This is a genomic window from Mycobacterium sp. E796 (assembly GCF_001672815.1).
Classification (GTDB): Bacteria; Actinomycetota; Actinomycetes; order Mycobacteriales; family Mycobacteriaceae; genus Mycobacterium.
In genome coordinates, this window is sequence record NZ_LZKK01000239.1 from 1 (window position 1) to 26,404 (window position 26,404).

Sequence of the window (26,404 nt, forward strand, 5' to 3'; positions counted from 1 at the left end):
TAGACATGTCCTCCATCGAGACGTCTTCATAGGGTGCTCGTGCGAACATCGCGGCGCGCGCAGGTGTGTCGAGAGCGACGCTATATCACTATTTTCCGAACAAGCGTGACTTGTATGTCGCGATATTCAAGCGCGCCAGTCACCGCTCGCTGGCACGGGCCAACTCTGATCGGCAGCTACCGCTCGCAGAACAGCTTGCCACCGGACTCGAGACCTACATCCAATACTTCGGCGAACATCCTTTTGAAGCCATAACGGTCAATCGCGGCGCACTGTCTGACGACCCGGCGATCCAGGCGATCATCACTGAGGAGCTTAGCGTCGTGGGTCAGCGCCTGATCGATACACTCGTCGCCGAGGGCCGCTTGCGCGATGCCACCGAAATCGCGGTAGAGGGCTGGTTGGCGTTCGTTCGGGCTGCTTGCGTGAAATGGGTTCAGTCTCAGAAAATCTCGCGAAGCGACTTGACCGTGATGTGCCTACGCGCATTTGGCTGTGCTCTTGGGTACTCGACCAAGCAGTTCTTGTGACTGGAAGCAGGGAATTATGCGAACGACGCTAATCGCTGTCCTGCCATGACGGTGAACTACACGGTGTGCGGAAACAATGACAACGCGGCCCGACCGACGGCACGTGTGGAGGCCGCGCGGAGGATGGGTTCCCGGGGACGCCGCGGAAACTGAACGCTCGTGCATTACCGTTCGGGTCGCCCGGTGGCGGTCTTGGAGTATGAGTCCGTTGCCTGCCAGGCCATTACCAGTGTGGCGCCGTCGAGCTTGCTGCCACCGTCGTGATCGCCGAGCAGTCCACGACGGGCAGCCCGTCGACTCCCGGGTTCGCGCAGTCGGTCGTCCCCGACGTGGTTCCAGGACAGCGGCGGCGGCCGGCTCGGCTGTCGTTAGTCGGATCGGTGTTAGCTGGCCGGCTCGGTGGCTTGGCTCGGGTCGGCAAGGCTTTCCCGGCGCAACGACTGCAGCATGGCGATGCTCATGCTGGTCACCCAGACGAAGAAGGTGATCGCAGGTATCCAAAAAGTGATCAGGCCGTCCCACGCCAGTGGGCCGGTCTTGAACAGCATCAGGGCCGCCGCCGGTGCAGAGCACAGTGCGGTCCACAGATTCAGGTAACCCAACCAGCGAGGCAGTACGGGCTGTTCAGAAAAGTCAGTCAGAATCCCGAGTGCGATTGCCAACGTGGTGAAAACGACTGGCCACGCTGTCCCTATGAAAATGATCCAAAAGATGTCGCTGGCGAGTTGCACGACGTCTGGATTGCTGATGCTGTGCGGGTCGCGGTATACCGCTCCACCCATGTACAGCATCACGGCGAGCAGCGCCCCGGCGGGGGTGACCAGCCCTGCGACCGCCTGGGTGATGCTGAGCATGCCCCAGCCCTTTTCGATCCGCTTTAGTTGGAGGCTAATGGCGGAGACCCATGGAAAAAGCGCCCCCATGCCGAAGCCGAAGATCATGCACCCGACTTTGATGCGCGTCTGGTGTTCGGCCAAATAGCTCGCCATTTGGGCGGAGCTGAGCGTCGGTGATGGCGGCGGTATGAGTCGGGCAATTGCGAACAGTCCTATGCCGAAGGATATGGTGGCGATGAAACCGCAGATCGCCCCGCCTTTTTCGAAGTTACGGTTCAGGCGTTCTCTAGTCATGTTCGTTGCTTTCTATGCGTATCGCGGTCCACATCGATTCGGTATCAGCCGATATTGTCGGCCCACTCTGAAATCCAGTCATCTTCGCTCGTTTCAGGCCCAGACGTACATGGCGGACAGGAGCGCCCAGAGAATGAGGGAGCACAGCTCGAATGAGGAGCGAAGTGCGAGCGGCGCCGCCCTGAGTTCCATGAACTCAAGACCGATGACACGGACTTTGAACACAGCTATGGTCCAAACAATCAGGACGACCAACGAGCCCGCACCGTGATCGATGCCCAGCGCGTAAGTAGCGACTGTCAACATCACGAGGATCGCCCACACCGCGTAGAGCCGCTTTGGAATGACCGTCAGCAGATTCATGGTCAACTCGCTAGATAGAAGAGCGGAAAGAGGATGACCCATAACAGATCGACGAGATGCCAGTAGCAACTGCCGCCCTCGATGAGGATGTTTCGGCCGCGCGTGGCCTGCCGTTCGCTGCTCAATGCGACGGCGACCAAAGTGACCAACCCCACGATTACGTGTAGGAGATGGATGCCGGTCAAGACGAAGAAGTAGGTATAAAAGCTGTTGGTTGACAAGGTAATGCCCGACCGGAATTCGAGGTAGTACTCGCATGCCTTGAGAAGGACAAAGATTGATCCGACGCTGATGGCGCCGGCGAAGAGTCGTTTAGCGACTAGGGCCCGGCCGGAGCGGTACGAATGCACTCCGCCAGCCACCAACAGGGAACTGGTCAGAAGAATGATGGTGTTGGTCAGGCCGATCGGCTGATGCAGCTGTGTTCGTGAGCTATCGAAGATGCCCGGCTGGCCTGCGCGGGCACGCAGGAAGGCGGCGAAAAAGATGGAGAACGCGCTGAAATCGGCAAAAAGAAGTACCCAAATTCCTGGCTCACCGGGGACGTGGCTGCGGGGCGAAATGGCGGTGCCAGCGGTATTAGGCCTGCTTGCCGACGCCGAATGTGCGTTGCCGAATCCGCGGGAGTGAGCCAGTGACTTATGCTGCCGGCTACCTGCTGAGGGCCGTGTCATCGCGTCAGCCGGAATCTCCACACAGGCGCGCGACCGGGTTGAACTTCCGTGAGCGTCGCGCGCAGGTGCCGGCCTGCTTTGGTCGGCGCCCTATTCAAAAGCGCCTCCTTTGCTCGATGGCCCGCCCGCGGTCCGCCTGCGCGGGGCAGGGTTGAGACGAGTGTTCTCGCCTCGCGGCGTGATCGAAGTACCGACTGGTTTATAACGTAGTCATCTACGTCACACAAGACCTTTCCTGGCGAGGCAGGGAAGTGGCGCGCCAGAGATGCATCTGGCTACGGTTTCGTGGGGCTCGGATTGCTTGAGCCGGTGGCGTCGTGGGCGCATCGCGGCCCATATCACGGCGCGCGTCCTGCTGTGCGGGCGTCGGCCAAGCACCCAATTTCGCGGTTGTTGAAAGGATTCCAGCGCGTCCAGGGTTACGCCGTGGTTTCTGCGCAAGCCATTTTCGGCGATGAGGCCGGCAAAGTTTGCCCGGCCTGAAGACCACGGGAGGTGTCACATGCCCGCAGGACGGTCACTAGAGGAAGCATAATGATTTAACTGATTATGTGCTAATGTCACGGTCAAGCTGTGCCCCACTCCGGCTCACCGCGCCGTACGTGCGGACAGCGACTGGTTTGCTTGCGGCTGAACACCGCCGGTTGCAGACAGACTCGTGGGCAGAACAAGGGGATGAGATGTCAGAGGAAGTGCTGGTCGAACGCCGTGGCGCAGTTCAGGTCATCACGATCAACCGCCCCGAGGCTAAGAACGCCATCAACGGGGCTGTGGCGGTAGGTATCGCGGCGGCGGTTGATGAGCTTGATTCCGATGGCGAGCTGCGCGTCGGTGTGCTCACTGGGGCTGGCGGAACCTTCAGTGCGGGAATGGATCTTAAGGCCTTCCTGCGCGGGGAGCGGCCGACCGTCGGAGATCGTGGCCTCGGCGGTATTACCCAGGCGCCGCCGCGCAAGCCGCTGATCGCCGCGGTTGAGGGGTGGGCGGTGGCCGGCGGCTTCGAATTGCTGCTGGCCTGCGACCTAGTCGTCGCGGCAGAATCGGCCCGATTTGGCGTTCCCGAAGTCAAGCGGGGCCTAGTGGCGGGAGCGGGAGCGGCTTTGCTGCTGGCGCAGCGCATCCCCCCGGCGGTCGCATTGGAAATGTTGCTCACCGGCGAACCGATTACCGGGGCGCGTGCTGCCGCGTTGGGCTTGGTCAACTCCTTGACCGCGGAAGGCGACGCGCTGGAGAGTGCGCTGAGGTTGGCCGCGATGATTGCCGCCAATGGTCCGTTGGCGGTCGCCGTCACTAAACAGATCGTGCTGTCGGCGCCGGACTGGAGCGGCGAGCAGCGATGGACCAAGCAGAACGAGCTGCTCATGCCGGTGCTCGACTCTGAAGACGCTAAGGAGGGCGCGACCGCGTTCGCAGAGAAACGCGCGCCCGTGTGGGTGGGTCGCTGAGGTGGACAGCCGTAAACGGTTCGCCCAGCTGCTCGATACGGCGCCGCGCGATGCTGAGGCCATCGAGTTCGAGGATCGATGGACGACGTGGGGTGTGCTGCAGGATGTCGACGATGCGCTGCAGCGGCTGCTGGCGCAGTGCGCTCTGCCGGCGGGCGGCCGCGTCGGGGTCATCGTGGAGAATCGGCCCGAACATGTCGGGGTGCTGCTGTCGCTGATCGCGCGCGGATACTGCGTGGTCACCCTGAGCCCTTTGCAGCCCCCGGATCGGTTGCGAGCCGACATCTTGGCATCCCAGGTGCCAGTGGTGGTGGGCACCAAGGAGTCTCTATCGCGCGCCGGCGTCGGCGCTGATGCCGGCGACCTTGTCGTTCTGGAACTCCGCGCTGATTCTGTGCAGCATGTTCACGGCGGGCACGTGGGCGGTTCGTTAGGTGGTCAGGATCAGTCGGGGCCCGAAGTCGTCGTAGAGATGCCGACTTCAGGGACGACCGGACCGCCCAAGCGAGTCTTACTGCGGGAGCGGCAGTTCAACACGGCTATCACGATGAGTGTGCCCCCGCCACCCACGGCGTCGTTGTTTCGCAGTGGTGTCGCCATCGTTGCGACGCCGCTGGTGCACATCGGCGGGTTCTGGGGTGCTTTGGCTCCGCTGTATGCCGGGCGGCGCATCGTTTTGTTGCAAAAGTTCGTGTTGGAGCCGTGGCTGCGGGCGGTCGAGCGGCATCGCCCGAGGGCCACTGGACTTGTGCCGGCGGCGCTACGTTCCATCCTGAACGCGCAGGTTCCTCGGACACAGATCGATTGTCTCGAGGTACTGACTACCGGAACTACTGCTTGCCCAACGGAATTGCTCGATGAGTTCTTCCGTGTCTATGGCATCCGCGTTCTACCGACGTACGGCGCCACGGAGTTCGCTGGCGCTGTTGCCTATTGGACCAAGCCGCTGCACGAGCGGTGGTGGGCATCGAAGGCCGGCAGCGCCGGGCGTGCGATTCCCGGGGTGACGCTACGAGTGACTGACGATGACGGCGCGGAGCTTGGCGCCGGTGAGGTCGGGCGCCTAGAGATTCGCGGGGCGCAGTCCCCGAGCGGGACTCATGAGTGGCTGCGCACCAGCGATTTGGCTTCCATCGACGATGACGGGTTCTTGTGGATTCGGGGCCGCGCCGACGACGCCATCATCCGCGGCGGGTTCAAAGTCCACCCTGAGGCCGTGCGCAAGGTTCTCGAGCAACACCCTGCGGTTCGCGAAGCAGCAGTCGCCCCACTGCTCGATGAGCGACTCGGCCAGGTACCGGTAGCCGGCATCGAACTGGCTTCGACCGGCGATGGCGGCGATTCGTCAGCACTGGTCGATGAATTGGTGGCGCACTGCCGTACCCAGTTGATGCCCTACGAGGTGCCCGTGCATATCGCGGTCTTGCCTGAACTGCCGCGCACGCCGTCATTGAAGGTGAGCCGCGTCGATCTCGTGCAACTCATCGCCGATGACATGGACCGTTCGAAGTCGGCGTGACGCGGTGATCGACGCGGTGGCGACCGGGACGCTCGATGTCGCGATTCGCGCGGCGTGCGAGGCGTGGCCGGACAGCCGCATCGTCGCTGCCAGCGATGAGCGGCCGCGCGAATGCACGCTGGGCGAGCTGGGTGCCCAAGCGCTGCAGCTCGCGGCCTGGCTGCAGCACGTCGGGATCGGGCCCGGAGACACCGTAGCGATGGCGTTGCCGAACTGGTTAGAGGGGCTGGTTTGTCAGGCTGCGGCGCTACTGTCGGGCGCGGCGATATTGCCCATCCTTCCGAACTGCGGACCCCGCGAAATTGCTTATATGCTCACCAATTCGGGTGCAGCAGTGCTGGTGATGCCCACGGCTTTCCGGGGCCGCGACTATCGCCCGATGCTCGAGGAGCTGGGCATGTTGCAGGCGCTGCGCCAGATCGTGCTGGTCGGTGACGAGGTGCCGGAGGCGGCGCTGCCCTGGGACGCCATCCACTGCGAAACGTCAACTTTTACCCCGCCGGTCATAGACCCGCTCGACCCCGCGGTAGTCGTATACACCTCGGGGACCACGGCCGCGCCCAAGGGAGTGCAGCACACGCATCGCTCAATCCTGGCCGAAACATTCTCGCCGGTCGTTGCCGACGGGGCTGGACCCCGCACCTCGCATTTGTGTGTCTTTCCCTCGGGTCATGTCGCCGCACTCAGCGTGGCGTTGCGGATCCTGGTGCACGGCACGCCGACGGTGCTGATGGATGTGTGGAATCCGCAGCGCGCGGCGGCAGTGATCGATCAGTACGCGATCACCGCGACCGCCGGGGCGCCGGTACATCTGGCAGGGCTGCTCGACGCCCGCGACCGCGGGCATGCCCGTTTGGATTCGTTGCGGCTGTGCACCGTCGGCGGTGCCAACGTGCCGGCGGCGCTGATTGCGCGTGCCGAGGCGGCCGGCGTCGTTGCCTGCCGCACCTATGGACTCAGTGAGCATCCGACGATCACTGCGATCGGCCCCGAGGATCCGTTCGGGAAGAGGGCGAGCACCGATGGGCGCGTCCTGCCCGGCAACCAGGTGCGCATCGTCGATGACAGCGACCGCGACGTCGCGGCTGGCTTGGAGGGAAACATTCTGAGTCGGGGCGCGGAATTGTTCAGCGGATACCGTGACGCCGCGTTGGATCGAGACGCCTTTGTTGACGGCTGGTTTCGCACCGGGGACGTGGGGCGTCTGGATACGGAGGGTTATCTGACGGTCACCGACCGCAAGAAGGATCTCATCATTCGTGGCGGGGAGAACATCTCCTCGCGCGAAGTCGAGGAGATATTGGCGTCGCATCCTCGGGTAAGCGAAGTTGCGGCCGTCGGCGCGCCTGATGAGCGTCTGGGCGAACGTGTCGCGGTGTTCGTCGTGCTCCTAGCCGGCGAGACGCTTGAGCTGGCCGAGGTAGCTGCCCATTTCCAGGAGACCGGTTCCGCGCGGCACAAGACGCCGGAGATTGTGCGCGTGGTATCGGAGTTGCCGCGGACTGCGGCGGGCAAGGTGCGCAAACGCGATCTTCAGGCAGTTCTTGCCGCGGAGCACCGTTACTCGAGTGCCTCGACTGAGCAGGTTTGATGGGTGTACTGCGGCGGCAGGACCGAGATATCAAGGGAGACAAGGTGAAATGTCGCGCCGGCTCGACGGCCCGCAACGCCGTGGGCTGCCAACGTCGTAGTACTGAGGGTCACGAGTTTGAGGTTCAGCTTCGAGGCGCGGCGTGCTGATGCTCGATGAATTCAACACCGTGCGCGCCAAAGCCGATGGTCAATGCTCGAACCGGGCGTTTGTGGAGATGCGATCTGTCGATGCCGGATCAATGATCAAAGTCGTTCGAACTGATGTCGCCGGCGGTCCGCCAGGGCTGGGTGGGGAAGCGTTGGTGGTCGCTGCACCGCCGACGCTGTCGGCCTCGGATCAGCGGAGGCGATCATGCGTCTGACCATGTTGCTCGATATGGCCGCCGACGGGTTCGGCGAGCGGGTGGTGGTGGGCCGCCGCGCGGACGGAATCACCGCGGCAGCTTTGCGCATCCGTGCGTTGGCCGGAGCACAGCTGCTGCGTCACGCCGGCGCTACGGCGTTGGTCTATCTGAGCCCCAACGGCCCGGAATTCCCGGTGGCGATGTTCGCCGCCGCGTACGCCGGGATACCGCTGGTGCCGCTGAATTACCGGCTCGGTACCGAACAGTTGGAAAGCCTGCTCGCCAAGCACCCCGGCGCAGTTGGCATCGGTGACGCGATCGGGGTGAGGCATCTCAGCGGCGCCGGGCTGGTGGCCCATCCCGTCGCACGGTGGATGGAGATGACCGCCGATCAGCGTGAGCTGTGTTCTGAACAGGAGCGGCTCGATGACGGTCCGGCCGTTGTCATTTACACCAGCGGAACCACCTCTGAACCCAAAGGCGTCCTGCTGCGGCATTCGAACTTGGTGTCCTACGTCTTGGGTTCAGTCGAGTACATGAACGCCGCGGCCGATGATGCCGCCCTGGTGAGCGTCCCGCCGTATCACATCGCTGCGGTGGCGAACGTGATTTCCAACCTTTATGCGGGCCGGCGCACCATTGTGCTCGAGCAGTTCGACCCGCATCGGTGGCTGGCGACGGTCCGCGAGGAAGAGGTGACCAACGCGCTCGTGGTGCCCACGATGCTGGCGCGCGTCGTGGAAGCCGTGCACCACGGCAATACCGAACCGGCTGTTCCCACGCTGCGCTCATTGGCCTACGGGGGCGCACCGATGCCACGCGCGGTCATCGAGAAGGCGTTGGCCCTTTGGCCGCACGTCGGGTTCGTCAACGCTTACGGTTTGACCGAAACCAGTTCTACCATCGCGGTATTGGGGCCCGAGGATCACCGCGCGGCGTTGACCTCTGAGCATCCTCAGGTGCGCGCGCGGCTGTCCTCGGCGGGCAAAGTGTTGCCGACGGTGGAGTTGGAAATACGTGATCACACTGGGGCCGCACTGCCGGCCGGGGTTCCCGGTCGGATTTGTGTTAAGGGCGATCAGGTGTCAGCCGAATACGCCGGAATCGGCCGCGCCGTCGACGGGGACGGCTTTTTCGATACTCGCGACGAGGGCTATCTCGATGAAGAGGGCTACCTATATATCGGCGGTCGGGTGGACGACACCATCATTCGGGGCGCGGAGAACATCGCCCCGGCAGAAATCGAGGAAGTCTTGCTGCGCCACCCCGACATCGTTGACGCTGCCGTCATCGGTGTCCCCGACGAGGAATGGGGCCAGCGCATCGAGGCAGCGGTGGTGTCTCGAGCGGGGACCTTCCCTACCGATGACGAGTTGCGCGAGTTCGTATTGCGGAGTCTGCGGTCGAGCAAGAGCCCGGAGCGATTCTGGTTCTGGGCGGAGCTGCCCCGCACCGACACCGGAAAGTTGGTACGCCGCAACGTTTTGGCGAATATTTTGGCGACTATCGATGATTCGAGGTAACCAAGGGCCCGGTGCCTCCGCAGCGCGTGATTGCGAAAGCCGATGAGCCACAGGAGTTGTCAAGCGGAAAGGATCGCTGATGGACGAAGGAATGAACCGTGATCAGCGGATGGACTGAAGAACACGATGAGCTTCGTGCAGTGCTGCGGCGTTTCCTGGCCGACAAGGCGCCGCTGAGCGCCGCACATGCCGCCGCGGAGGGCGACGCAACGGGCGATGCCGCAGTATGGGCTCAGATGGCCCACCAGATGGGCCTGCAAGGGTTGGTGGTTCCCGAACTCTACGGCGGATCGGGCGGGGGCCCGGTCGAGCTGGGCGTGGTGATGGAGGAGATGGGGCGGGCGCTGTACGTCGGACCGTTTTACTCCACCGTCGCTTTGGCGGCGCAGACGTTGGTCTGCATCGACGATGAAGTTGCCCGCCGACGCTGGTTGCCTGAGATCGCTGCTGGAACGCTGACTGCTACTGTCGCCGTTGCCGATGATGCGTTGACATTTGATACCGCGACCGTTGCGACGACGGCGGCGGAATCAGATGTTGTGGACGGCGCGGCGTGGACGGTGACGGGCGTCAAGGAGTTCGTCGTGGACGGGGCCACGGCCGATCTGATCCTGGTCGCGGCGAGGGTGGGCGAGCAGATGGGATTGTTCGCCGTCGCGGGCGACGCACCTGGGCTGCAGCGCGATCCGGTGCCAACGATCGACTTCACCCGCGCGGTCGCACGAGTGTCATTGGACGGCGCCGCTGCGGTACGGGTCGGCGGGGACGTCACCGAAGTGTTAAGCCGCGCCGGGGATCTCGCGACGGCGGCGTTGGCCGCCGAGCAGATTGGCGGTGCGGGCGCGGCGCTGGACATGGCGGTTGAATACGCCAAGATGCGCGTGCAGTTCGACCGGCCGATCGGCACTTTTCAGGCGATCAAGCATCGGTGCGCGGATCTGCTCGTGGCGGTCGAGTCGGGCCGCTCGGCAGCGTTTTTCGCTGCCGCGCTGTTAGCCGAAAACGATCCGGACGGGGCGTTGGCCGCGTCGGTGGCAAAGGCCTGGTGCTCGGCGGCCTACACCAAGGCCAGCAAGGAGAACATCCAATTTCACGGCGGGATTGGCTACACCTGGGAGTGTGATGCGCATCTGTACCTTCGGCGGGCAACAGCTTCCGATGTGAACCTGGGCGCCCCAGCGGTGCACCGCCGCCGCATTGCCGAACTCGTGGAGATGTGAAATGACCGAACAGATTGACCACACGAGTGACCTCGCCGAGACCGACGAGCAGTTCCGCGTCCGGATCCGGCGGTGGTTCGCCGACAACCATCCGGGCCCACGACCCAAGGACCCGGCTGAACGCAAATCCTGGGCCCGTTCGTTTCACGCAGCGATGTACGACGCAGGCATGGCTGGTCCGTCATGGCCGCGTGAGTACGGCGGAATGGATCTCAGCTTCGCCCGCCAAGTGATTTACCAAGAAGAAATCGCGCGCGCGCGGGTGCCCTCCCCGTTGGGCACGGGTCTGGGCATCGTGGCGCCGACGATCATCAAATACGGCACCGACGATCAAAAACGACGCTGGCTCGCGCCGATGCTGCGTCAGGACGTCATCTGGTGCCAGGGCTACTCCGAGCCGTCGGCCGGCTCCGATCTGCCCGCATTGCGGACGAGCGCCCGGCGCGACGGCGATCACTATGTCGTGAATGGACAGAAGGTGTGGACAACCCACGCCCTTGACGCCGACAAGTTTTTCGCCTTGGTGCGCACCGGCACCCAGGAGTCACGCCACAAGGGCATCACCTATCTGATCATCGATGCGCACGCGCCGGGGGTGACCATTCGGCCCCTGCGCGACCTCACCGGCGCGACGCACTTCGCCGAGGTCTTCTTTGATGACGTCGTCGTGGCCGTCGAGGACCGCATCGGGGAGGAGAACGAGGGCTGGCCACTGGTTCGCACGTCGCTTGGGCATGAACGCGCTGCGGGGGCTATGAACCAGGCCACCAACTACCGGCGCATCGTCGACGAATTGACCGCCCTGGCCCGGGAGCGCGGCTTGACCCGGGATGCGCTGGTGCGGGATCGGCTGGCCGACTTCCAAATTCGCGTCCGCTTGATGAAATACAACGCTGCCCGCGTCATCAACGACATCCTCACCCACGGCGAGCCGGGTCCGGCTTCGTCGGTGTCGCGGCTGTTCATCACCGTCTTCGAACAGGATCTGCACGAATTCGCCGTGGAGATGCTCGGGGTCGAGGGCATCGTTACCCGCGAGTCCGGGCGAGCCGTCCAGCGCGGCCGTTGGCTCACTGGGTATTTGGGGTCACGCGCTTCGACGATCGGCGCTGGCACCTCGGAGATTCAGCGCAACACTATCGCCGAGCAGGTGTTGGGTTTGCCGCGCGACCCCGCGATGCCGCCGCGCTGACCCTGGTACGCGAGGACGGCGTTCAGCGTGTCGGGGTCGGGTGATCGCGTTCCGGCATCGGCACAGAGCCATCGACCTCGCTGGGGGAGAATGGTTGTCGCTATGAGGTGTCGGCAAGGGCGCGAGCGACACGGTCGTGGTGGTGGTGTGCGTCGCCCCCGAGCACCTCGTCGGTCTTGGCGCGGCGCAGATATAGGTGCAGGTCGTGTTCCCAGGTGAAGCCGATACCGCCGTGGATCTGCAGGGCATGACCGGCGATCGCGGGAACATACTCGGCCGCAAACGCCTTGGCGACGGCGGCGGCAGTGGTGGCGTCACTGCTGTTCGCATCCACCGACATTGCCGCGTAGTAGGTCGCCGCACGCAGGCCCTTGAGAGCGATCAGCATGTCGGCGAGCTTGTGCTTGGTGACCTGGAACGATCCGATCGGCCGACCGAACTGGTGGCGCACCTTCGCGTAGTGGACGGTCATCTCTAATAGTCGCTCGCCCACACCCAGCGCGTCTGCGGCAACACCGATCGCGACTGCGTCGCACACCCACTGCGGGTCGACGTCGAGGATGTGGGTGGGCCGGGGGAGGGCGGCCACGGCGAAGAATGCGCGTGTCTGGTCGATGTTGCCGCAGACGCGGCTGGGCGTGCGGTGCCTCGACGAAACCGACCACGCCGGTGGTGTCGATCGTCAGCAGCCAATTCACCGATCCGGCGCTGAGAACCAACTCCAAATCGATAGCCACGGCGGCGCGCTGCTCACCGGTGGCCAGGCCGCGTACCAGGTCGTCGGGGGCGCCTCCCTGGGCAGCCAGCTGCGCGCTGAGCGCGGTATCGAACCACGGTGCGGGCGCGACGGCTCGGCCCAGCTCTTCGGCGACCAGCGTGAGTTCGACGAGGCCCATACCGGCGCCGTCGAGGCGTTCGGGGACGGCCAAACCGGTCCACCCGATCTCCACCCCGCGTTGCCACAGCTTGTCGTCGACATCGGCGCCGGCAGCGGTGCAGGCGCGCACCTTCTCAGGTGTGCAGTGAGCTGCGAGCATGCGGCGCGACACGTCGCGCAGCAGTGTTTGTTCGTGGTTGAGCTCGAAGTCCATGTGAATGCCTCGGCTTCCGGGGGCGCTGCCGGTATGATAGATACGTTAATATCATATAACTATTTCCTGGAGCCGGAGTGAAGGAGGGCGGATGAAGCTTGGGACGGCGGCCCATCTTGAGGCGTTCCGCGCTGAGGTCCGCACCTTCATCGCGAACAACTCACCAGGCATCAAGCAACACACCGGTACACGGGCTCCCGAGCCGGAATTGATCCCTGCCATTCGCAGGTGGACCGCCGCGTTGTTCGACGCCGCGTATCTCGGTGCGGACTGGCCCGAAAAGTACGGTGGCACAAACGGCGTCGATCCTGAGAAGGCGTTCATTGTCGCCGAGGAACTCGCACGTGCCCGGACCTGGGCGCCCATCGGGGCTCATCAGCTTGCCGCTGCGGCAATTATCGAGTTCGGATCCGAGGCGTTGCAGCAGCATTATCTGCCGCGCATCCGCGACGGGCGAGACATCTGGTGCCAATTGTTCAGCGAGCCCGGCGCCGGCAGCGACCTGGCCTCGCTGCGGACCCGGGCCCGCCGCGTCGGCGATCACTTCGTGGTGACCGGCCAGAAGGTCTGGACCACCAACGGCCAGTTCGCCGACGTCGGTTATCTGCTAGCCCGAACCGACCCCGACGCTGCCAAGCACCGTGGAATCACCGCCTTGGCGCTGGATATGACCCTGCCCGGGATCAGCGTGCGCCCACTGCGGGAAATCACCGGCACCTTCGACTTCAACGAGGTCTTCCTCGACGAGGTGCGCGTGCCCGCCGACGCGGTGATCGGCGAGGTCAACGACGGCTGGCGAGTCGCGAACTCCAGCTTGGCGCACGAGCGCACCGGTACCGCGGCACTGGCCACCGAACTGCTCGAGGACCTCACCAGACTGGTCGCCCTAGCGGGGACACGGCTCGACGATTCGGCGGTTCGGCGTGACGTCGGTCGCGTCGCCACCCACGCCCGCGTCATCGATTTGATGCGCAAGAGCGCGCAATCGTCGCTGATGGCGGGCGGCGGCGACGTCAGCGATGCCCCGGCGGTGAAGATCTTCTTCAGCCAGACCAACTTGGCCTTGACCGAGTTGGGCATGTCGCTACAGGGCCCCCGTGCGGTCCTCGTCGACGGTGATGACGAGGCGATCGACCACGGCTGGTGGCAGGATGCCTTCCTTTATGCGCGAGCGTGGACGATCGCCGGCGGCGCCAACGAAGTGCTTAAGAACGTGATCGCCGAACGCGCCCTAGGGATGCCGCGCGAGCCCCGTGAACCGCAACGAGATGGAAGTAGACCATGACCTATGAGACCGTGCTCTATGAGTGCACCGACCACGTCGCGACGATCACCCTGAATCGTCCCGAGCGGCGAAACGCGTTCAACGCTGTCATGATCGAGGAGTTCCGCACATTGTGGCAGCGGATCCGCCGTGATGACGACGTACACGTCGTGGTGCTTCGTGCGGCCGGTGACAAGGCCTTCAGCACCGGCGTCGACGTCAACGAGGGGTTTGGCCCCCACCCGAATTTCTGGAGTCAAGACGATCCCGGTCAGGGACTGTCCCCGCGGCTGAACAAGGTGTGGAAGCCGGTCATCGCCGCCGTGCACGGAATGGTCGCCGGCGGAGCGTTCTACTGGCTCAACGATTGCGATTTCATCGTTTCGGCCGACGACGCCACGTTCTTCGACCCGCATGTCTCTTACGGCTTGACCTCGGCGTTAGAGCCAATTGGACTAGCGCGTCGAGTTCCGCTGGGGGAAGTGATGCGGTGGGCACTGTTGGGACTCGATGAGCGGATGTCAGCGCAACGCGCGTATGGCATCGGGCTGGTCTCTGAACTCGTTCCGAGCAGCCAGCTTTGGGAGCACGTCGACGGCTTGGCACGTCAGATCGCGGCTAAACCGCCCGCGGCGATCCAGGGCACTGTCAAGGCGGTGTGGGAAACACTGGACATGGACCGTTTCGCAGCCTACGCGGTGGCCTGGAACTATCCAGAAATCGGCAATCCGCTCGGCACGGCCCGGGTGGCGCGCGAGGGGTTTGTCAAGCCTGAGTGGAAGCTGCGATAAGCCGCGCCAGATCAGCTTGTCGCAGTCTTCGGACCACCGTGGCTGTGGCGGACCCGGGGCCCATCAGGAGGCGCTCGCGTGGAATTCGCGGCTGACGCGCCGATGGATGTGCCTTGTCCGGCGGATCGGGCATGTGGGTGTGTAAGTCGAGGCTTTGTGGCGCTGGGTGTTTGATGGCCGGGGCTTGGCGGTCATCGAATACTTCGCACTTGAGGTTCGGTATTAGATATCACCGGTCTGCTGTTACGTGGTGCTACGCGACCCGTGGTCAACTAAGCCGGGCGATCTCGTGTTTCAGCAGCGATGGCAGGTCGGCAGCTGGAGGCGTCGGCAGTTGCACGGCACCCTCGCGAGTAGGCAGTAAAACGATAGCCGTTGCCGGAGTGGTGGTTTCGCCGCGCTGATTGGTGCACTGCAGTTCGAGATGTACTTCGTTGCGGGCGCCTTGCTCGTCGCTGACCTGTCGTTTGTCGGCGACAGTCCCGGTCACCCATGTGGTGTCGCCGATGTAATTGAACTTTCGGTGCTGACACGACAATTTCCACAGCCAGCCGTCATCGCCGGCCCAATCGGTCAGTGCGTGCGTCAGCCACGTCTCGCGCATCGCCCCATAGTCGTAGTTCATCGGAATGCCAAGTTCAGTGGCCCGTTCGGATTCCCAGTGCAGCCTTTGCACCGTGTCGGGGATGTTGCGTGAGTTCGGCGGATACAAACCGGGTACCTTGCGCCGGATTGCTCGCGAGATGGCGAAAGCTCCAGGAGGTGTCAGCTGCATGCCCCAGCCGACGTGCCAGACGATGACATCGGTAACGGTTAGAGGACCTTTGACGCGGGTTTGGATCTGCTCCCCAATCGCGACGTCCTCCCAGAAGCGGATCTCGGCACCGCGACGCGTCTCGGCGTCATAGATGGCGTCGATGGCGGCGAGCTGTTCATCGGTGTAGGGCGTGGTGAAGTCGATGGGCTCGGCTTTCTTGGCGTTCTGTTTCGATGTGTGCCGTTCGGCATTGATCCACGTCCCACGCTGTATTGCATGAATGTGCCCGTCTCCGTTGGCGAACAGGAAGGCGTGGGTGACATGGGCGGTGCGCCCGCCGAACCTGGACGGCTTTTCCTGCACGCCGACCTGAGCCCGCAGCACCTGGCAGCGGTCACCCAGGACCAGGGGGCGGAACCACTCGAACTCCATGACGGCCTGATACGAGCCCAGCCCTGCGAACGGGTCGCCTTTGAGCAGCTTCTTCTGCTCGGGGGTCGTTGGTGGCGCCGCGTTTTCGCCCATGGTGTACATAAAGTTCGGAGGGGCGATGAGCCTGCCCCAGCGAGTATTCTTGGCGTACTCGGGGTCACACCACAGTGGGTTGGCGTCCCCGTAACCATACGCAAAATGCCGGACGCCGTCGGCGGTGACCTCGTGATTGTGCGCCGTTAGTGGCCGCTCGGGGATGCCTATGCGTTGGCGAGACCGCTCGAACGCCTCGTCCGTCAAGATCCCGTAGTTCTCGTCGGTCGGATTCGTTGTGGTGCTCATGGCCGACTCCTCTGCTCGCCCTGCCCGTGCTCGATATAGTTATATCATATATATTATTTATGGCATGGATGGGATTCGTCTCGCCCGGCCGGGGGACGGGAGGGTCTCCAGGCATCTGCGGCGCGATCGAGCCAGCCCGCGCCGGTCGCCTACCGCAGCGGGCGAATTGGAATTCGGATTGACCGGCGAGTCTCGTAGGCACTACCGGTCGGCCGGCTGTAGCGAATGCGATCGGGGAGCCGATTGGCCGCTCGGGAGTGGTCTGGTAGCGCTCTTTCGGGCGAACCAGTACGTGGCGAGCATGGCGACAAGTAGCCAAACAACGACGAGTGCTGTGCCGAGCGTCCCATGGTGTTGGGGGCCTGCCGGCTGCTGCGGAATCGTGGCGAACGGCTGAACCGAACCGGTCACCGTCAGCATGTGGCCCTGCCAAAGCATGAAAAACGGGGCGACGACGTAGAGGTACAGCAGGTGCAGGACGAGGATATAGCCGATCGCGTTGAGTATGGCGCGTCGAGCGGGCGCCGCGGTGAGCGTGCGCGTGCGTCGCTCAATAAAGGTATTGCCCTCTGCGTCGCGAAACCCGATCAAGCAGGCGCACCAGGTGATCATCAATGCCATTGCGAGGGGCTCGTACAGCGGAATTTGTCCCGTTGTACCAGCAAAGATGTTCAAGTGTGGCGCTATTCGCGAGTAGGCCCATAGAGGAACAAGTCGCGCCGGTCCGAGCTGCATGGACACGTCAAATGCCATCCCCATGGCGATTGCCATCACCACAAGCGTCGGTCGGGGCGATAACGCCCACCGGTGTGCGACGCGTCCAGCCAAAGCGATCGCTGCCAAAGCTGGCAGCAAGTAGTACATGACATAACCCGCCGGTGAGATCACCGGCAAACCACCCTGGGTCGCCGCGAGTGGACCGATCGCGGGGAGTCGAAGCATATCGGGATGAAATTGAACGAACATCGCCCGGTCGAACGGTGCCTCCATCCACGAGATGGCGACGATCGCCGACGCTAGGTACAGGATGGGGTGGATGCGCCGCCTATGGATGCTCACCTTTACGAAGTACGCCAGGACGCAAAGCAGCGAAATCACGCTTGCGACCTCAAATACCCGCACAGAGGCCGTCGTGGACATCTCAGACTCCTAGGTAGTGTTCGCCTCGACATGAGTTGGTGGGAGCGTTGTTACGCCAATCCAGCCCGACATACCTTAGCAACCGCTGGGGCGATACAGATAGATGATTCAGATAATTCGGGCGGATTCCGGGTCATCGGAACAATCATTGCGCGCCGTGCTGCGGGTTTTTTGAGGTGACTGCCATTTAGCCGGGGCTTCGCGTTGCCCGTCCGTGCGCCGAGCGGGCCACAGGCCGAGCGGACGGTTGGGCCTCGAGAGCCGTCGCGCGTCTTGGTCGAGAGGGGCCTAATTGAAGAGGTCGACTACAGCTGTGCCACCGGGCTCGAACTTGAAGATGTACTTGGCCGCCGCCTCCATGTGCACCCGCCAGTACTTCTCGGCGCCCTCGCCGTCGCGCGCCTGGATGAGCCCGATCTCCTTCTTGTAGGCCCGCAGTGTGCGTTGGAAGCGGCCGGGCGCCAACTGCCCTTCGTGGATCACTCCCTGTGAGATGGCCCGCGTCGTGTGTGTTTCGACGATGTCGGCTAACACTGCCCCCTGCACACCAAGGGTCTTGTTTCCGCAACGCTGCATGATCAGAAGATGAAATTGGTAGGTCGTGTGGCTCCAGCGCGACATGTCCGGCGCGCCTTCGGGTCCGGCCTTGATGAGTTCGGCGAGGTCGGCGACGACGTCGCGAAGATCGTCGAGGTCACGTTCGGTGCGGACCCTGGCAAGCATGCGTGCGCAGGCAGGTTCGGTGACCATGCGCGCTTCGTAGACGTCACGCAGTGTGGTGCCTTGCATTTGGAGCAACAGTCCCACGTGGCGGGCGGCGACGATCGGATCGGGAGCCAAAACTTGGGCGCCGCCATGGGCGCCTCGCCGCACGCCGACGAGGCTTTCGGTTTCGAGGATGCGGAAGGCCTCACGCAACGTCGGGCGCGACACACTAAACTGGCTCATCAACTCCACTTCCGGAGGAAGCGTCTCACCGGGAAGCAGGTCTCCGCGCACGATCTGGCGGCGCAGATGGCCGGCGATGAGCTCAGCCATCTTGGGCGCACGCATCACGGTGCCGACGCGTTGGGGCTCTTGCGTCGCGACGGGCTCTGGGCTAGTCATAGAATCATCTTACTTTCCTACCCCTTTAACAGTCCGCTTGCGGCGGGCGCGGCGTGCTTGTGTTTGGCCCACGTCGGCTTTTAACAGTCGGATTATTGCACTAAACCTGCGAGCGGGGTTGCCCGCAGCGCTGGGCGTTGGGCATGCAGGAGATCACCGGCGGAGCGGGAAGTGGACCCTTGGGACCTGGCGTCGATGACTTTGTCAACCTAGTCAAGGCGCGAGCGGTAAGGGCAGGGCGTCAGCGCCGGAGTAATGCGGTGGTCGCCGAGGACACCGGAGCGGTGAGCATGCCCACCCACGCGTCGACATAGTTGTGCAGTTGCAGTTCGCTGATGCGGTGTTGCGCGCGGGCGTGCTCACCTAGGAGGTTCAGCACGCTGTTGTAGAGCTGGAACGACCGTGCGCGGCGGAGCCGGTCAGGCATGTCGGGTATGGCCTTGGCGACCAGTTTATCCATCACCGTGGTGGTCCAATCCAGGTGGTCGGCGGGCCAGTAATCTTTTGTGGCGCGCGGGTTTTCGCTTAGCCGGGCCAAGAAAGGCACGAACATCGCGCCGGATTCGATGGATTCCCACAGCGGGCGGACTACCAGCCACACGATCGAGCGGGGATCCTCCTCGGCGCCGGCCTCGCGGGCATCCTCGAGGAGTTCGGCTCGCCGCGCATCCAGGTCGGCGTTGCGCCAGTGGATCAACGCCTGGACCAGCCCGGTCTTGGACCCGAAGTGGTAGGTGATTGCCGAGGCGTTGGACTGACCGGCGTGCGCGCGGATCTCCTGCATGGTGATGCCCTCGATGCCGCGTTCGCCGAAGAGGGCCTCGGCTGTCTCCATGAGCGCGATGCGGGTGGCGTGACCCGCTGCATGCCGGCGCTTGTTCATGACCGAGCCCCTTCCGCCGCCACACCGACCGTAATGCACAGTGTGCCAGTACCAGAGGCAAAAGGTAATGGGAAGATCTTAAAAAGTGTTGACAGCCAAATGGTTAGATGAATAATATAAATCAATCGGCTCGTCGATCGGCGGGCGGGGAACCAACTGAGGCTGGAGACGCGCAGATGTCGAAAAGGTGGACCTGCTCGGGTGATTCACACTTCCTGGAGCCCGAGGATGTCTGGAGTTCACGCCTGCCCAAGGCGCTGGCTGACCTGACCCCGAAATCGCAGCGGGATCCCGACGGCGAGTGGGAGACGGTGTCGGTCGACGGCCAGACGTTTCGGCGCAAGCTGCCGACGTCGGCTGCGGTGTCGTTCATGGAGGAAAGCCACAAGCCTCAGGGCGTGAGGGACCCCCGCGCCCGGCTGGCCGATCTTGACAAGGAAGGGGTGTGGGCCGAGGTCATTTTCCCGAGCCTGGGAATGTGGGCATCGACCTTCCGCACACCTGAGCTGTTGCAGGCATGCATGCGGGCCAGCAATGAGTATGCGAGAGACGAACTGGCGTCGGTATCGGATCGCTACGTGGTCACGGGTCAGGTTTCCACGTTGAGCGTCGCGGATGCGGTCAGTGAGATTGAGTGGCTGGCCGAGAACGGTTTCAGGACCGTGTTCTTGCCCACCACGCCGCATCCGTCGGCGCCGGACTGGCACAGCAACGACTGGGAGCCGTTCTGGGAGATCTGTGAGACGGCCGGCATAGTGCCCGCGTTTCACATCGGCACCGACCCCATTGACATGACCACCGGGGGTCTGGGTCAGGTCTATCGGGGCCCCGGTGGTGCGGTGATGAACTACGCCGAAACGACCTTCAGCGGCCAGCGCGCCGCAATGAAGCTGGTGGCCTCCGGTGCGTTGGACCGCCATCCAAGGCTGCGGATCCTCATCTCGGAGGGTGGGGCGACCTGGATTCCGTTCCTGGGTGACCGGCTGCGGGAGGGATATCGCCAACATCACATGGCGGTGCGGCCCAAACTGAGCCGAGACCCCAAGGAAATTCTGATGACCCAGGTATTCGCCTCGTTCCAGCACGACGAGACCGCGGTGGCCGCCAACGAAGCGATGGGCTACAAGAACGTGATGTTCGGCTCGGATTACCCGCACATGGAGGGGACGTTCGGCCACACTCAGAAAACGCTGGAAGGGCTGTTCGCCGATGCTGCCCCCGAGACGGTGCTGCGCATCACGCAGGGCGCGTTTTACGACCTCTTCCCTCACGTCCCCCCGGTGCCTGAGAGCACCGAGTGCATTCAGGCCTAGGCGGTGGTGAGCATCAGCGGATTGCGCGATGCCGCGATCGTCGGGATCGGTGCCACGCCCTATTATCGGCGCGGCGAGTCGTTGCCGCGCACGCCGGGGGAACTGGCGTGCCAGGCGATTTTGGCGGCATGCGACGACGCGGGCATCTCGGTCAAGCAGATCGACGGCTTCGCCTACTACTCGGGCGCGTCGGCCGGCTATGGCGAGAAGATGGACACCGCCGATTTCATGGAAACCCTTGGTATTCCGGAAGTTACGTTTACCGCCGCGTTGACCGCAGGTGGGGGCGGATCGGCCGGCTCGATCGGGCTGGCGCGCGCCGCCATCGTCGCCGGGGATGCCACTACGGTGGTCACGGTGATGGCGCTGCAGCAAGCCAAGCAGCGCTTGGGGACGGTGTATGCGTCGGTGGCTCCGGATCCCGTGAATTCGTTTGTGCAGCCCAGCGGGTTATCTGGTCCCGGTCATTTGATGTCGGTGTTAGCCCGGCGGCACATGCACCTGTACGGCACACGTCGTGAGGCGTTCTGTGAGATCGCCGTGAGCCAACGAGCCAACGCGCTGACTCGGCCGAAGGCCCGCTTCTACGGGGTGCCGCTGACCGCCGAAGAGTACTTCAACGCGCGCATGATCGCCGAGCCTCTGTGCTTGTATGACTTCTGCCAGGAAACCGACGGCGCCGTGGCGGTCATTACGACCAGCATCGCGCGGGCTCGGCACCTCAAGCAAAAGCCTGTGCCGATTGTGGCGGCCGCGCATGGGGGCTCGCGGTTGTGGGGACGGGCGTTCGCATGGATGGGCATGCCGGACGAATACTTTGCGTCGGCGGGTAATAAGCCCATCGCGGAGAGGCTCTATAAGCAGGCCGGCATCCGTCCTTCTGACATCGACGTGGCGTTACTCTACGACCACTTCAGCCCGATGGTGCTCATGCAGTTGGAGGACTACGGGTTCTGCGAACGTGGCGCGGGGGGCGAGTTTGTCGAATCCGGCGCGATCCGTTATTCGCCGCACCGCACGGCGGGCACCGTCGCCGTCAACACCCATGGCGGCCAGCTCTCGGAGGCTTACATCATCGGAATGACTCACATCATGGAAGGCGTTGAGCAGATGCGCGGCACTGCAGTCAACCAGGTCGAAGATGCCGGGTACGCGCTCGTCACCGGGGGCCCGGCCTCGCTGCCTGTGTCCGGAATCATCTTGGGCAGAGACGACTGATGACACGGGCCAGCGCGCTGCCCGGTGAGACGGTGCAGATCACCACCAGTCCGGTCACCGAACCGTTCTGGGAAGCCGCCAAACACCGACGCCTGGTCGCTCCCCAGTGCGCAAGATGCGGTCAGTTCCGGCTTCCCCCTACGCCTTACTGTCCGCAGTGCCAGCACAACGAGGTCAACTGGGTGACGCTGTCGGGGCGCGCGATCGTGTACAGCTTCGCTGTGGTGCACGGCTTCCCCGGCCTGCCTGACGTCACCCTGGTCCCTGTGGTGGTGGACCTGCCTGACGCGCCGGGCGCGCGCCTGGTGAGCAACCTCATCGACATCGAAACTGATGAGGTGCAGATCGGCATGGAGCTGAGCGTCGATTTCCATCCGATCAGCGACGGCTGGTTGCTGCCGGTGTTCCGGCGGGCCCGGCATGCAGAAGGCATCAAGCCATGAGTGATGACAACAGTCTGCATGAAAAGCCGCTGGAGTTCTTGCAATCGATCGCCAACAACGCTGGGGACTGCACCGGGCAGGCCATCGTGCCGTCTAAGGACGGCGAGCACTACGACTGCTGGTGCTCGTGTCGGCAATGGCGCATCGAAGCCGCCAGTGTCGAAGAAGGCTTGCGGGCCGCGCGCGAACACACCGAAAGCGCCCGTGTTGGATGACGTTGGCGGCGGACACCTCGGATTTAGCGATAACGTCGAACGACCTTGGCGTGCAGCGAGATTGCCGGGCGGCCCGCAGTACGGCGCGGTCTACGCGGGGATGATCGACAACTTGCGGAGTTTTCTGGACCAGCTTGCCGCTGCACGGCCAGACCCGCAAAGCATCGAGGCGCTATCGGCTGATTTGAGCCGCTGGACGGGGCGGTTGGCCCCCATGGAGGCCGCCGAGCGTGACCGGTTGTTCGGGCGGTGCACCAATGTGCCCGGGCGCGCACAGACGATGGCTCCGCGTTTGGTGGTCACGGGCGTCACCGATGACGCGGTCACTGCCAGCGTATGTTTCGGTCCATATTTCCTCGGCGGCAATGGAGCAGCGCACGGTGGAGCGATCCCGCTGGTCTTCGATGAGATCATGGGGCGGCTGGCGAATTCTGCGGGGCGGCCGGCGCAGCGGACTGCGTTTCTGCACACCGACTTTCGTTCCATCACTCCCATCGGACGGCCGCTTAAACTGCGGGCAAGGCTTTTCCGCGAAGAGGGCCGCAAGCGATGGATCCGTGGCGAGCTGCATGACGGTGACTTGTTGTGCGCTGAGGCGGAGGGCCTCTTCGTTGCGCTCAGACCCGGGCAGCCGTGAACGGGATCCATTCGGCGTCATCGGATGCCAGCTGGGGGCCGGCGGTGTCCTCGGCTGGGCGGCGTCCATTGTGCCTCGGATCAACGCTGATACCACTGGGTCGATTTGCCAGGAGACCGGTTTGCGTTAGGCGGCGTAGCTGCTCGGAGGAGGCCGAGCGGGCCGAAAGAGTTTAATAAACTATCGGAATTGCCTTGAAGTTATGAGCAGTGCCAGCAAGTATTGGTGGCACCCATCACAGATGCCGCGACCTTATGAATGAGACACCAATGACTACCTCGACCTCAACCGTCGGCCAGGGCCCGCTTCGGGGCCTGCGTGTCGTCGACTTGTCCACGACATTGCCCGGCGTGCAGTGCAGCCAGTTTTTCGCCGACGCCGGCGCCGACGTCATCATGGTCGAACCGCCGGGTGGCTCTGCGGTGCGCAGCTTTCCGGGATGGCCGGGACTGTTGCGATCCCGACGCAGCATCACTTTGGACATCTACGACGAGGCCGACTGGCGGGTGCTGCGTGGCCTACTCGCCGAGGCCGATGTGCTGATCACCACCATGCGGCCGGCCGTCGCCGAGCGTCTCGGCCTGACCGGCGAAAAGGTAGGTGCTGACTACCCCCGCCTGATCGTCGCCAGCATCACCGGCTTTGGGTCGACCGGACCGTGGCGCAACTACAAGGGCTACGAAGGCTTGGTGGCCGCCAAGACCGGCCTGATGCACAACAAGCGTCAGCTGACGTCCCGGCCGGGGCCGGCGTATGTCTCGGTGCCCTATGCGTCGTGGGGGGCGGCGCACTCCGCCATCCACGGGACGCTGGCGGCGCTGCACGAGCGCGTGCGCAGCGGTCTGGGGCAGGTGGTGGAGTCGAATATGGTGCTGGGATTGGGTGCGATGGATCCCTACAACTGGTTCTACGAGATGGTGCTGCAGCGGTATCCCGGCGCCTACAGCCCGCAGGATCTGCCGTACGACGAGCATGGCCGCCCATGCGCGCCGCTGTTGTACTCGCTGCTAATCGCTCCGAGCAGTGACGGGACGTGGCTGCAGTTCGCGCAGACCGCGCCGCGATTGATGCAGGCATGGCTGAGCGAACTGGGCATGATCGGGTGGCTGGCCGACCCGAAGTGGAAGGGCTTCCCACTCTTGGAGGATCCTGAACTGCGCGAAGAGTTTTGGCTGGAGATGATCAGCCGGGTCCGGGCCCGCACGTTGGCCGATTGGCAGCACACCTTTGAAACCAACCCTGACGTCAGTGCGGAGATCTTCCGGACCCCGCACAGCGCGTTCGAGCACCCGCAGGTGGTGCACGAAGGGCGGGGGTTGATCATCGAGCACCCGCAGCTCGGAGCCGTGCGCCAGCCCTCGCCACAGGTTCATGTCGAGGGACGACCCTTGACAGATCCGCGGCCGGCTCCGATGCCCGGTGATCACAACGAGGAGCTGCGCGAACTCTCGCTGGCCGCCGCTTCCCACGAACAGCATCCCGGGACGGCGACCGAAGCCGCTCAAGCTGGGCTGCCGCTGCAGGGCATCACCATTGTGGAGTTCGGAGTCATGTTCGCTGGCCCCTACGGAGCCACATTGCTGACCGATCTGGGCGCGCGTGTCATCAAGATCGAGGCCGCCGGCGGCGATAACATCCGCGCGCTCGTGCCGTTCCCAGAAGCTGGCGGCGCCAAGGTGCTCCAAGGCAAGGAAAGTGTCGTCGTCGACCTGCGTTCGAAGGAGGGGCAGTCGATTGTTCACCGGATCGTCGAGCACGCCGACGTCGTGCTGCAGTGTTTCCGGGCCGGAGCCGCTCAGCGGGCGGCCGTCGATGAGCAGACGCTAACCGCGATCAACCCGGATCTGGTGTATATCAATGCGGTCGGATACGGGACCAGCGGTCCCTACGGCGGACGTCCCGCGTATGCGCCGTCCATCGGCGCCGCCACGGGTTTGGCATCGACGGATGGTCGGGGACGTACCGCGGCACCGACCACCGATGCCGAGATCCGGGTGGGTGCAAGGACTTTGCATTCAGCCAATGCCGTGCCGGCTGCGCAGGCCGACGGCATCGCCGCGCTGGGGGTTGCCTCGACGATTATGCTCGGCCTTTACGCTCGCGATCTCGGTCGCAGCCTGCGTGGTACGACCACGACCATGCTGGGCAGCGCACTCAATGCGCTGATGCACTTGAATAACGGCTATGCCGGTGCCCCCGAGATGGCTGTCGCCGACGAAGAGTTCTGGGGACTCAACGCGCTTTATCGTATCTACCCGGCCGAGGACGGTTATGTGTTCCTGGCCGCTCCGAAGGAATCGGAGTGGACGGCGTTGGCGACCGCTTTGGAACCCTACGTCGACCTTGGTGGGGACACACGCTTTATGAGCGCCTCGGCCCGTCAAGAACATGACCGCGAACTCGCCGAAGTGCTTGCCGGCGTGTTCGCCAAGCGCGGAAAGCTGGACTGGGAAGCCGAATTGACCGGCATGGACGTCGGCTGCGTGGCGGTGATGGAGCGCAACGCAGAAGCGGTGCTGCAAGGCGACGAGTTCCATCTGGCTGGTTTCAGCGTCGATGCGGTCAGTCCGATCTTCGATGAGCATCGGCGCTTGGCGCCTGTTCTGCGCTTCTCCCGGTCGCTGACTAAGGCTGATGCTGGATGCACCATCGGCCAGCACACCGATTCCGTGCTCACCGAAATCGGTTATAGTGCAGGCGAACTTGCCGATTTGCGAGAACGAAAGATCATCGAGTAGCTTCGCGATCAAGGCGGCGCTGAGCTCGGGCGGCGCTGGTAATGCGCTGCGCCGAGGATGACCGCCGCTGTGCGATTAGCGCGGCGCGGGCCGATGGGTCACTGTGGGCAACGGATGCGTCACCGAGTTCGGATCAATCCAAGCCTGGGGCTAGCCGAGTAATGCACACCGATGTTGTCCTCGATGATCGTTCGTGGGGCGGCGAAATCTGTTCCCGCGTACACGTTTACATTGGGACCGAATCTTGGTGCTGGGCACAGGTTCGGCTGCTGGTGCGTGGTGCTCGGGGACGGCCGCGCGGACGGATTGAGCGGACTTGGCTACGTCCTCGAGCGGGACAGGTGGTGCGAGATCCGCTCGCCGATGCGAGTCGGCACCCGGTGGCCGGTGGGTGCTGTGCTGTCGCCCCGGTCGTGGTCAGATCCGCTCGATGATCGTTGCGTTGGCCATGCCCCCGCCCTCGCACATCGTCTGCAGTCCGTAGCGGCCTCCGGTGGCGT

General features: G+C 63.7%; 25 protein-coding genes and 1 pseudogene. 16 read left to right on the top strand and 10 right to left on the bottom strand.

Annotation, left to right across the window (positions count from 1 at the left end; all coding sequences use genetic code 11):
- The first annotated feature begins 47 nt into the window (after positions 1-47).
- Positions 48-530 carry a TetR/AcrR family transcriptional regulator gene (locus tag A5706_RS17930; protein ID WP_082964471.1) on the top strand — a complete coding sequence of 161 codons (483 nt, stop codon included), beginning with the start codon at positions 48-50 and terminating at the stop codon, positions 528-530.
- A gap of 383 nt (positions 531-913) precedes the next feature.
- On the opposite strand, the gene A5706_RS17935 is transcribed toward A5706_RS17930, so the two are convergent.
- The 3 genes from A5706_RS17935 to A5706_RS17945 all read right to left on the bottom strand — a co-directional run bounded on the left by A5706_RS17935 (position 914) and on the right by A5706_RS17945 (position 2,718).
- Positions 914-1,660, bottom strand: a complete 747-nt coding sequence (locus A5706_RS17935) for a hypothetical protein (RefSeq protein WP_156767205.1) — start codon at positions 1,658-1,660, stop codon at positions 914-916.
- A 93-nt stretch (positions 1,661-1,753) separates the two neighbouring features.
- Entirely contained in the window at positions 1,754-2,023 is a 270-nt protein-coding gene (locus A5706_RS17940) for a cytochrome C oxidase subunit IV family protein (protein ID WP_068133135.1), read from the bottom strand.
- A gap of 2 nt (positions 2,024-2,025) precedes the next feature.
- Positions 2,026-2,718, bottom strand: coding sequence for a cytochrome c oxidase subunit 3 (locus A5706_RS17945; RefSeq protein ID WP_082964472.1), 693 nt, complete (start codon positions 2,716-2,718; stop codon positions 2,026-2,028).
- A gap of 659 nt (positions 2,719-3,377) precedes the next feature.
- On the opposite strand from A5706_RS17945, the gene A5706_RS17950 reads away from it, so the two are divergent.
- The 7 genes from A5706_RS17950 to A5706_RS17975 all read left to right on the top strand — a co-directional run bounded on the left by A5706_RS17950 (position 3,378) and on the right by A5706_RS17975 (position 11,533).
- Complete coding sequence (locus A5706_RS17950; protein ID WP_068133139.1) at positions 3,378-4,142, top strand: crotonase/enoyl-CoA hydratase family protein; 765 nt, start codon at positions 3,378-3,380, stop codon at positions 4,140-4,142.
- A gap of 1 nt (position 4,143) precedes the next feature.
- The gene (locus A5706_RS17955) at positions 4,144-5,661 is read left to right on the top strand and encodes a class I adenylate-forming enzyme family protein (protein WP_068133143.1); all 1,518 of its coding nucleotides are present in this window, start codon (positions 4,144-4,146) and stop codon (positions 5,659-5,661) included.
- Between the two features lie 4 nt (positions 5,662-5,665).
- Positions 5,666-7,252 carry a class I adenylate-forming enzyme family protein gene (locus A5706_RS17960; protein WP_231985344.1) on the top strand — a complete coding sequence of 529 codons (1,587 nt, stop codon included), beginning with the start codon at positions 5,666-5,668 and terminating at the stop codon, positions 7,250-7,252.
- 142 nt (positions 7,253-7,394) lie between these two features.
- A complete protein-coding gene (locus A5706_RS33110; protein ID WP_156767206.1) occupies positions 7,395-7,616 on the top strand; it encodes a hypothetical protein in 222 nt (73 codons plus the stop codon).
- A complete protein-coding gene (locus A5706_RS17965; protein ID WP_068133146.1) occupies positions 7,607-9,121 on the top strand; it encodes a class I adenylate-forming enzyme family protein in 1,515 nt (504 codons plus the stop codon). The genes A5706_RS33110 and A5706_RS17965 overlap by 10 nt, the downstream gene beginning before the upstream one ends.
- A gap of 98 nt (positions 9,122-9,219) precedes the next feature.
- Positions 9,220-10,341, top strand: a complete 1,122-nt coding sequence (locus tag A5706_RS17970) for an acyl-CoA dehydrogenase family protein (RefSeq protein ID WP_197517879.1) — start codon at positions 9,220-9,222, stop codon at positions 10,339-10,341.
- Between the two features lies 1 nt (position 10,342).
- Positions 10,343-11,533, top strand: coding sequence for an acyl-CoA dehydrogenase family protein (locus A5706_RS17975; protein WP_068133149.1), 1,191 nt, complete (start codon positions 10,343-10,345; stop codon positions 11,531-11,533).
- Between the two features lie 100 nt (positions 11,534-11,633).
- Here the strand turns inward: A5706_RS17975 and A5706_RS17980 are convergent, their stop codons facing one another.
- On the bottom strand, positions 11,634-12,122 hold the full coding sequence (locus tag A5706_RS17980; protein WP_068133152.1) for an acyl-CoA dehydrogenase family protein: 489 nt from the start codon (positions 12,120-12,122) through the stop codon (positions 11,634-11,636).
- 274 nt (positions 12,123-12,396) lie between these two features.
- Positions 12,397-12,624, bottom strand: a pseudogene (locus A5706_RS35295) (acyl-CoA dehydrogenase family protein); the annotation flags it as partial.
- A gap of 91 nt (positions 12,625-12,715) precedes the next feature.
- Between A5706_RS35295 and A5706_RS17990 the strand changes: the two are divergent.
- Positions 12,716-13,909 (top strand): acyl-CoA dehydrogenase family protein, encoded by a 1,194-nt coding sequence (locus A5706_RS17990; RefSeq protein ID WP_068133159.1) that lies wholly within the window; start codon positions 12,716-12,718, stop codon positions 13,907-13,909.
- Complete coding sequence (locus tag A5706_RS17995) at positions 13,906-14,679, top strand: enoyl-CoA hydratase/isomerase family protein (RefSeq protein WP_068133162.1); 774 nt, start codon at positions 13,906-13,908, stop codon at positions 14,677-14,679. Before A5706_RS17990 ends, A5706_RS17995 begins: the two co-directional genes overlap by 4 nt.
- 268 nt (positions 14,680-14,947) lie before the next feature.
- Here A5706_RS17995 and A5706_RS18000 read toward each other — a convergent pair whose 3' ends face one another.
- The 4 genes from A5706_RS18000 to A5706_RS18015 all read right to left on the bottom strand — a co-directional run bounded on the left by A5706_RS18000 (position 14,948) and on the right by A5706_RS18015 (position 19,340).
- Positions 14,948-16,210 carry a MaoC family dehydratase N-terminal domain-containing protein gene (locus A5706_RS18000; RefSeq protein ID WP_068133166.1) on the bottom strand — a complete coding sequence of 421 codons (1,263 nt, stop codon included), beginning with the start codon at positions 16,208-16,210 and terminating at the stop codon, positions 14,948-14,950.
- Positions 16,211-16,411: 201 nt separating this feature from the next.
- Positions 16,412-17,350: a spirocyclase AveC family protein gene (locus A5706_RS18005; RefSeq protein WP_068133168.1), complete on the bottom strand. Its 939-nt coding sequence runs from the start codon at positions 17,348-17,350 to the stop codon at positions 16,412-16,414.
- 288 nt (positions 17,351-17,638) lie between these two features.
- Positions 17,639-18,388, bottom strand: a complete 750-nt coding sequence (locus A5706_RS18010) for a FadR/GntR family transcriptional regulator (RefSeq protein ID WP_231985345.1) — start codon at positions 18,386-18,388, stop codon at positions 17,639-17,641.
- 310 nt (positions 18,389-18,698) lie between these two features.
- Positions 18,699-19,340: a TetR/AcrR family transcriptional regulator gene (locus tag A5706_RS18015; protein ID WP_068133174.1), complete on the bottom strand. Its 642-nt coding sequence runs from the start codon at positions 19,338-19,340 to the stop codon at positions 18,699-18,701.
- Between the two features lie 176 nt (positions 19,341-19,516).
- Here A5706_RS18015 and A5706_RS18020 point away from each other — a divergent pair, with 176 nt between their 5' ends.
- The 6 genes from A5706_RS18020 to A5706_RS18045 all read left to right on the top strand — a co-directional run bounded on the left by A5706_RS18020 (position 19,517) and on the right by A5706_RS18045 (position 25,904).
- A complete protein-coding gene (locus A5706_RS18020; RefSeq protein WP_068133177.1) occupies positions 19,517-20,653 on the top strand; it encodes an amidohydrolase family protein in 1,137 nt (378 codons plus the stop codon).
- 3 nt (positions 20,654-20,656) lie between these two features.
- Complete coding sequence (locus tag A5706_RS18025) at positions 20,657-21,871, top strand: thiolase (protein WP_068133180.1); 1,215 nt, start codon at positions 20,657-20,659, stop codon at positions 21,869-21,871.
- Positions 21,871-22,314, top strand: coding sequence for a Zn-ribbon domain-containing OB-fold protein (locus A5706_RS18030; RefSeq protein ID WP_068133182.1), 444 nt, complete (start codon positions 21,871-21,873; stop codon positions 22,312-22,314). Before A5706_RS18025 ends, A5706_RS18030 begins: the two co-directional genes overlap by 1 nt.
- Positions 22,311-22,529: a hypothetical protein gene (locus A5706_RS18035; RefSeq protein WP_068133186.1), complete on the top strand. Its 219-nt coding sequence runs from the start codon at positions 22,311-22,313 to the stop codon at positions 22,527-22,529. Before A5706_RS18030 ends, A5706_RS18035 begins: the two co-directional genes overlap by 4 nt.
- Complete coding sequence (locus A5706_RS18040; protein WP_231985346.1) at positions 22,522-23,166, top strand: PaaI family thioesterase; 645 nt, start codon at positions 22,522-22,524, stop codon at positions 23,164-23,166. The genes A5706_RS18035 and A5706_RS18040 overlap by 8 nt, the downstream gene beginning before the upstream one ends.
- A gap of 269 nt (positions 23,167-23,435) precedes the next feature.
- Positions 23,436-25,904, top strand: a complete 2,469-nt coding sequence (locus tag A5706_RS18045) for a CaiB/BaiF CoA-transferase family protein (protein ID WP_068133189.1) — start codon at positions 23,436-23,438, stop codon at positions 25,902-25,904.
- A 417-nt stretch (positions 25,905-26,321) separates the two neighbouring features.
- Here A5706_RS18045 and A5706_RS33120 read toward each other — a convergent pair.
- The coding region (locus tag A5706_RS33120; RefSeq protein WP_156767208.1) for a hypothetical protein at positions 26,322-26,404 on the bottom strand (83 nt) is incomplete at its 5' end.

Coding starts and splice junctions, on each gene's coding strand:
- A5706_RS17975 (WP_068133149.1), top strand. CDS start 10,343: ATGACCGAACAGATTGACCACACGAGTGACCTCGCCGAGACCGACGAG.
- A5706_RS17990 (WP_068133159.1), top strand. CDS start 12,716: ATGAAGCTTGGGACGGCGGCCCATCTTGAGGCGTTCCGCGCTGAGGTC.
- A5706_RS17995 (WP_068133162.1), top strand. CDS start 13,906: ATGACCTATGAGACCGTGCTCTATGAGTGCACCGACCACGTCGCGACG.
- A5706_RS17940 (WP_068133135.1), bottom strand. CDS start 2,023: ATGAATCTGCTGACGGTCATTCCAAAGCGGCTCTACGCGGTGTGGGCG.
- A5706_RS18045 (WP_068133189.1), top strand. CDS start 23,436: ATGACTACCTCGACCTCAACCGTCGGCCAGGGCCCGCTTCGGGGCCTG.
- A5706_RS18035 (WP_068133186.1), top strand. CDS start 22,311: ATGAGTGATGACAACAGTCTGCATGAAAAGCCGCTGGAGTTCTTGCAA.
- A5706_RS18005 (WP_068133168.1), bottom strand. CDS start 17,350: ATGTCCACGACGGCCTCTGTGCGGGTATTTGAGGTCGCAAGCGTGATT.
- A5706_RS18000 (WP_068133166.1), bottom strand. CDS start 16,210: ATGAGCACCACAACGAATCCGACCGACGAGAACTACGGGATCTTGACG.
- A5706_RS17950 (WP_068133139.1), top strand. CDS start 3,378: ATGTCAGAGGAAGTGCTGGTCGAACGCCGTGGCGCAGTTCAGGTCATC.
- A5706_RS18010 (WP_231985345.1), bottom strand. CDS start 18,388: ATGGCTGAGCTCATCGCCGGCCATCTGCGCCGCCAGATCGTGCGCGGA.
- A5706_RS17935 (WP_156767205.1), bottom strand. CDS start 1,660: ATGACTAGAGAACGCCTGAACCGTAACTTCGAAAAAGGCGGGGCGATC.
- A5706_RS18020 (WP_068133177.1), top strand. CDS start 19,517: ATGTCGAAAAGGTGGACCTGCTCGGGTGATTCACACTTCCTGGAGCCC.
- A5706_RS18015 (WP_068133174.1), bottom strand. CDS start 19,340: ATGAACAAGCGCCGGCATGCAGCGGGTCACGCCACCCGCATCGCGCTC.
- A5706_RS17965 (WP_068133146.1), top strand. CDS start 7,607: ATGCGTCTGACCATGTTGCTCGATATGGCCGCCGACGGGTTCGGCGAG.
- A5706_RS18030 (WP_068133182.1), top strand. CDS start 21,871: ATGACACGGGCCAGCGCGCTGCCCGGTGAGACGGTGCAGATCACCACC.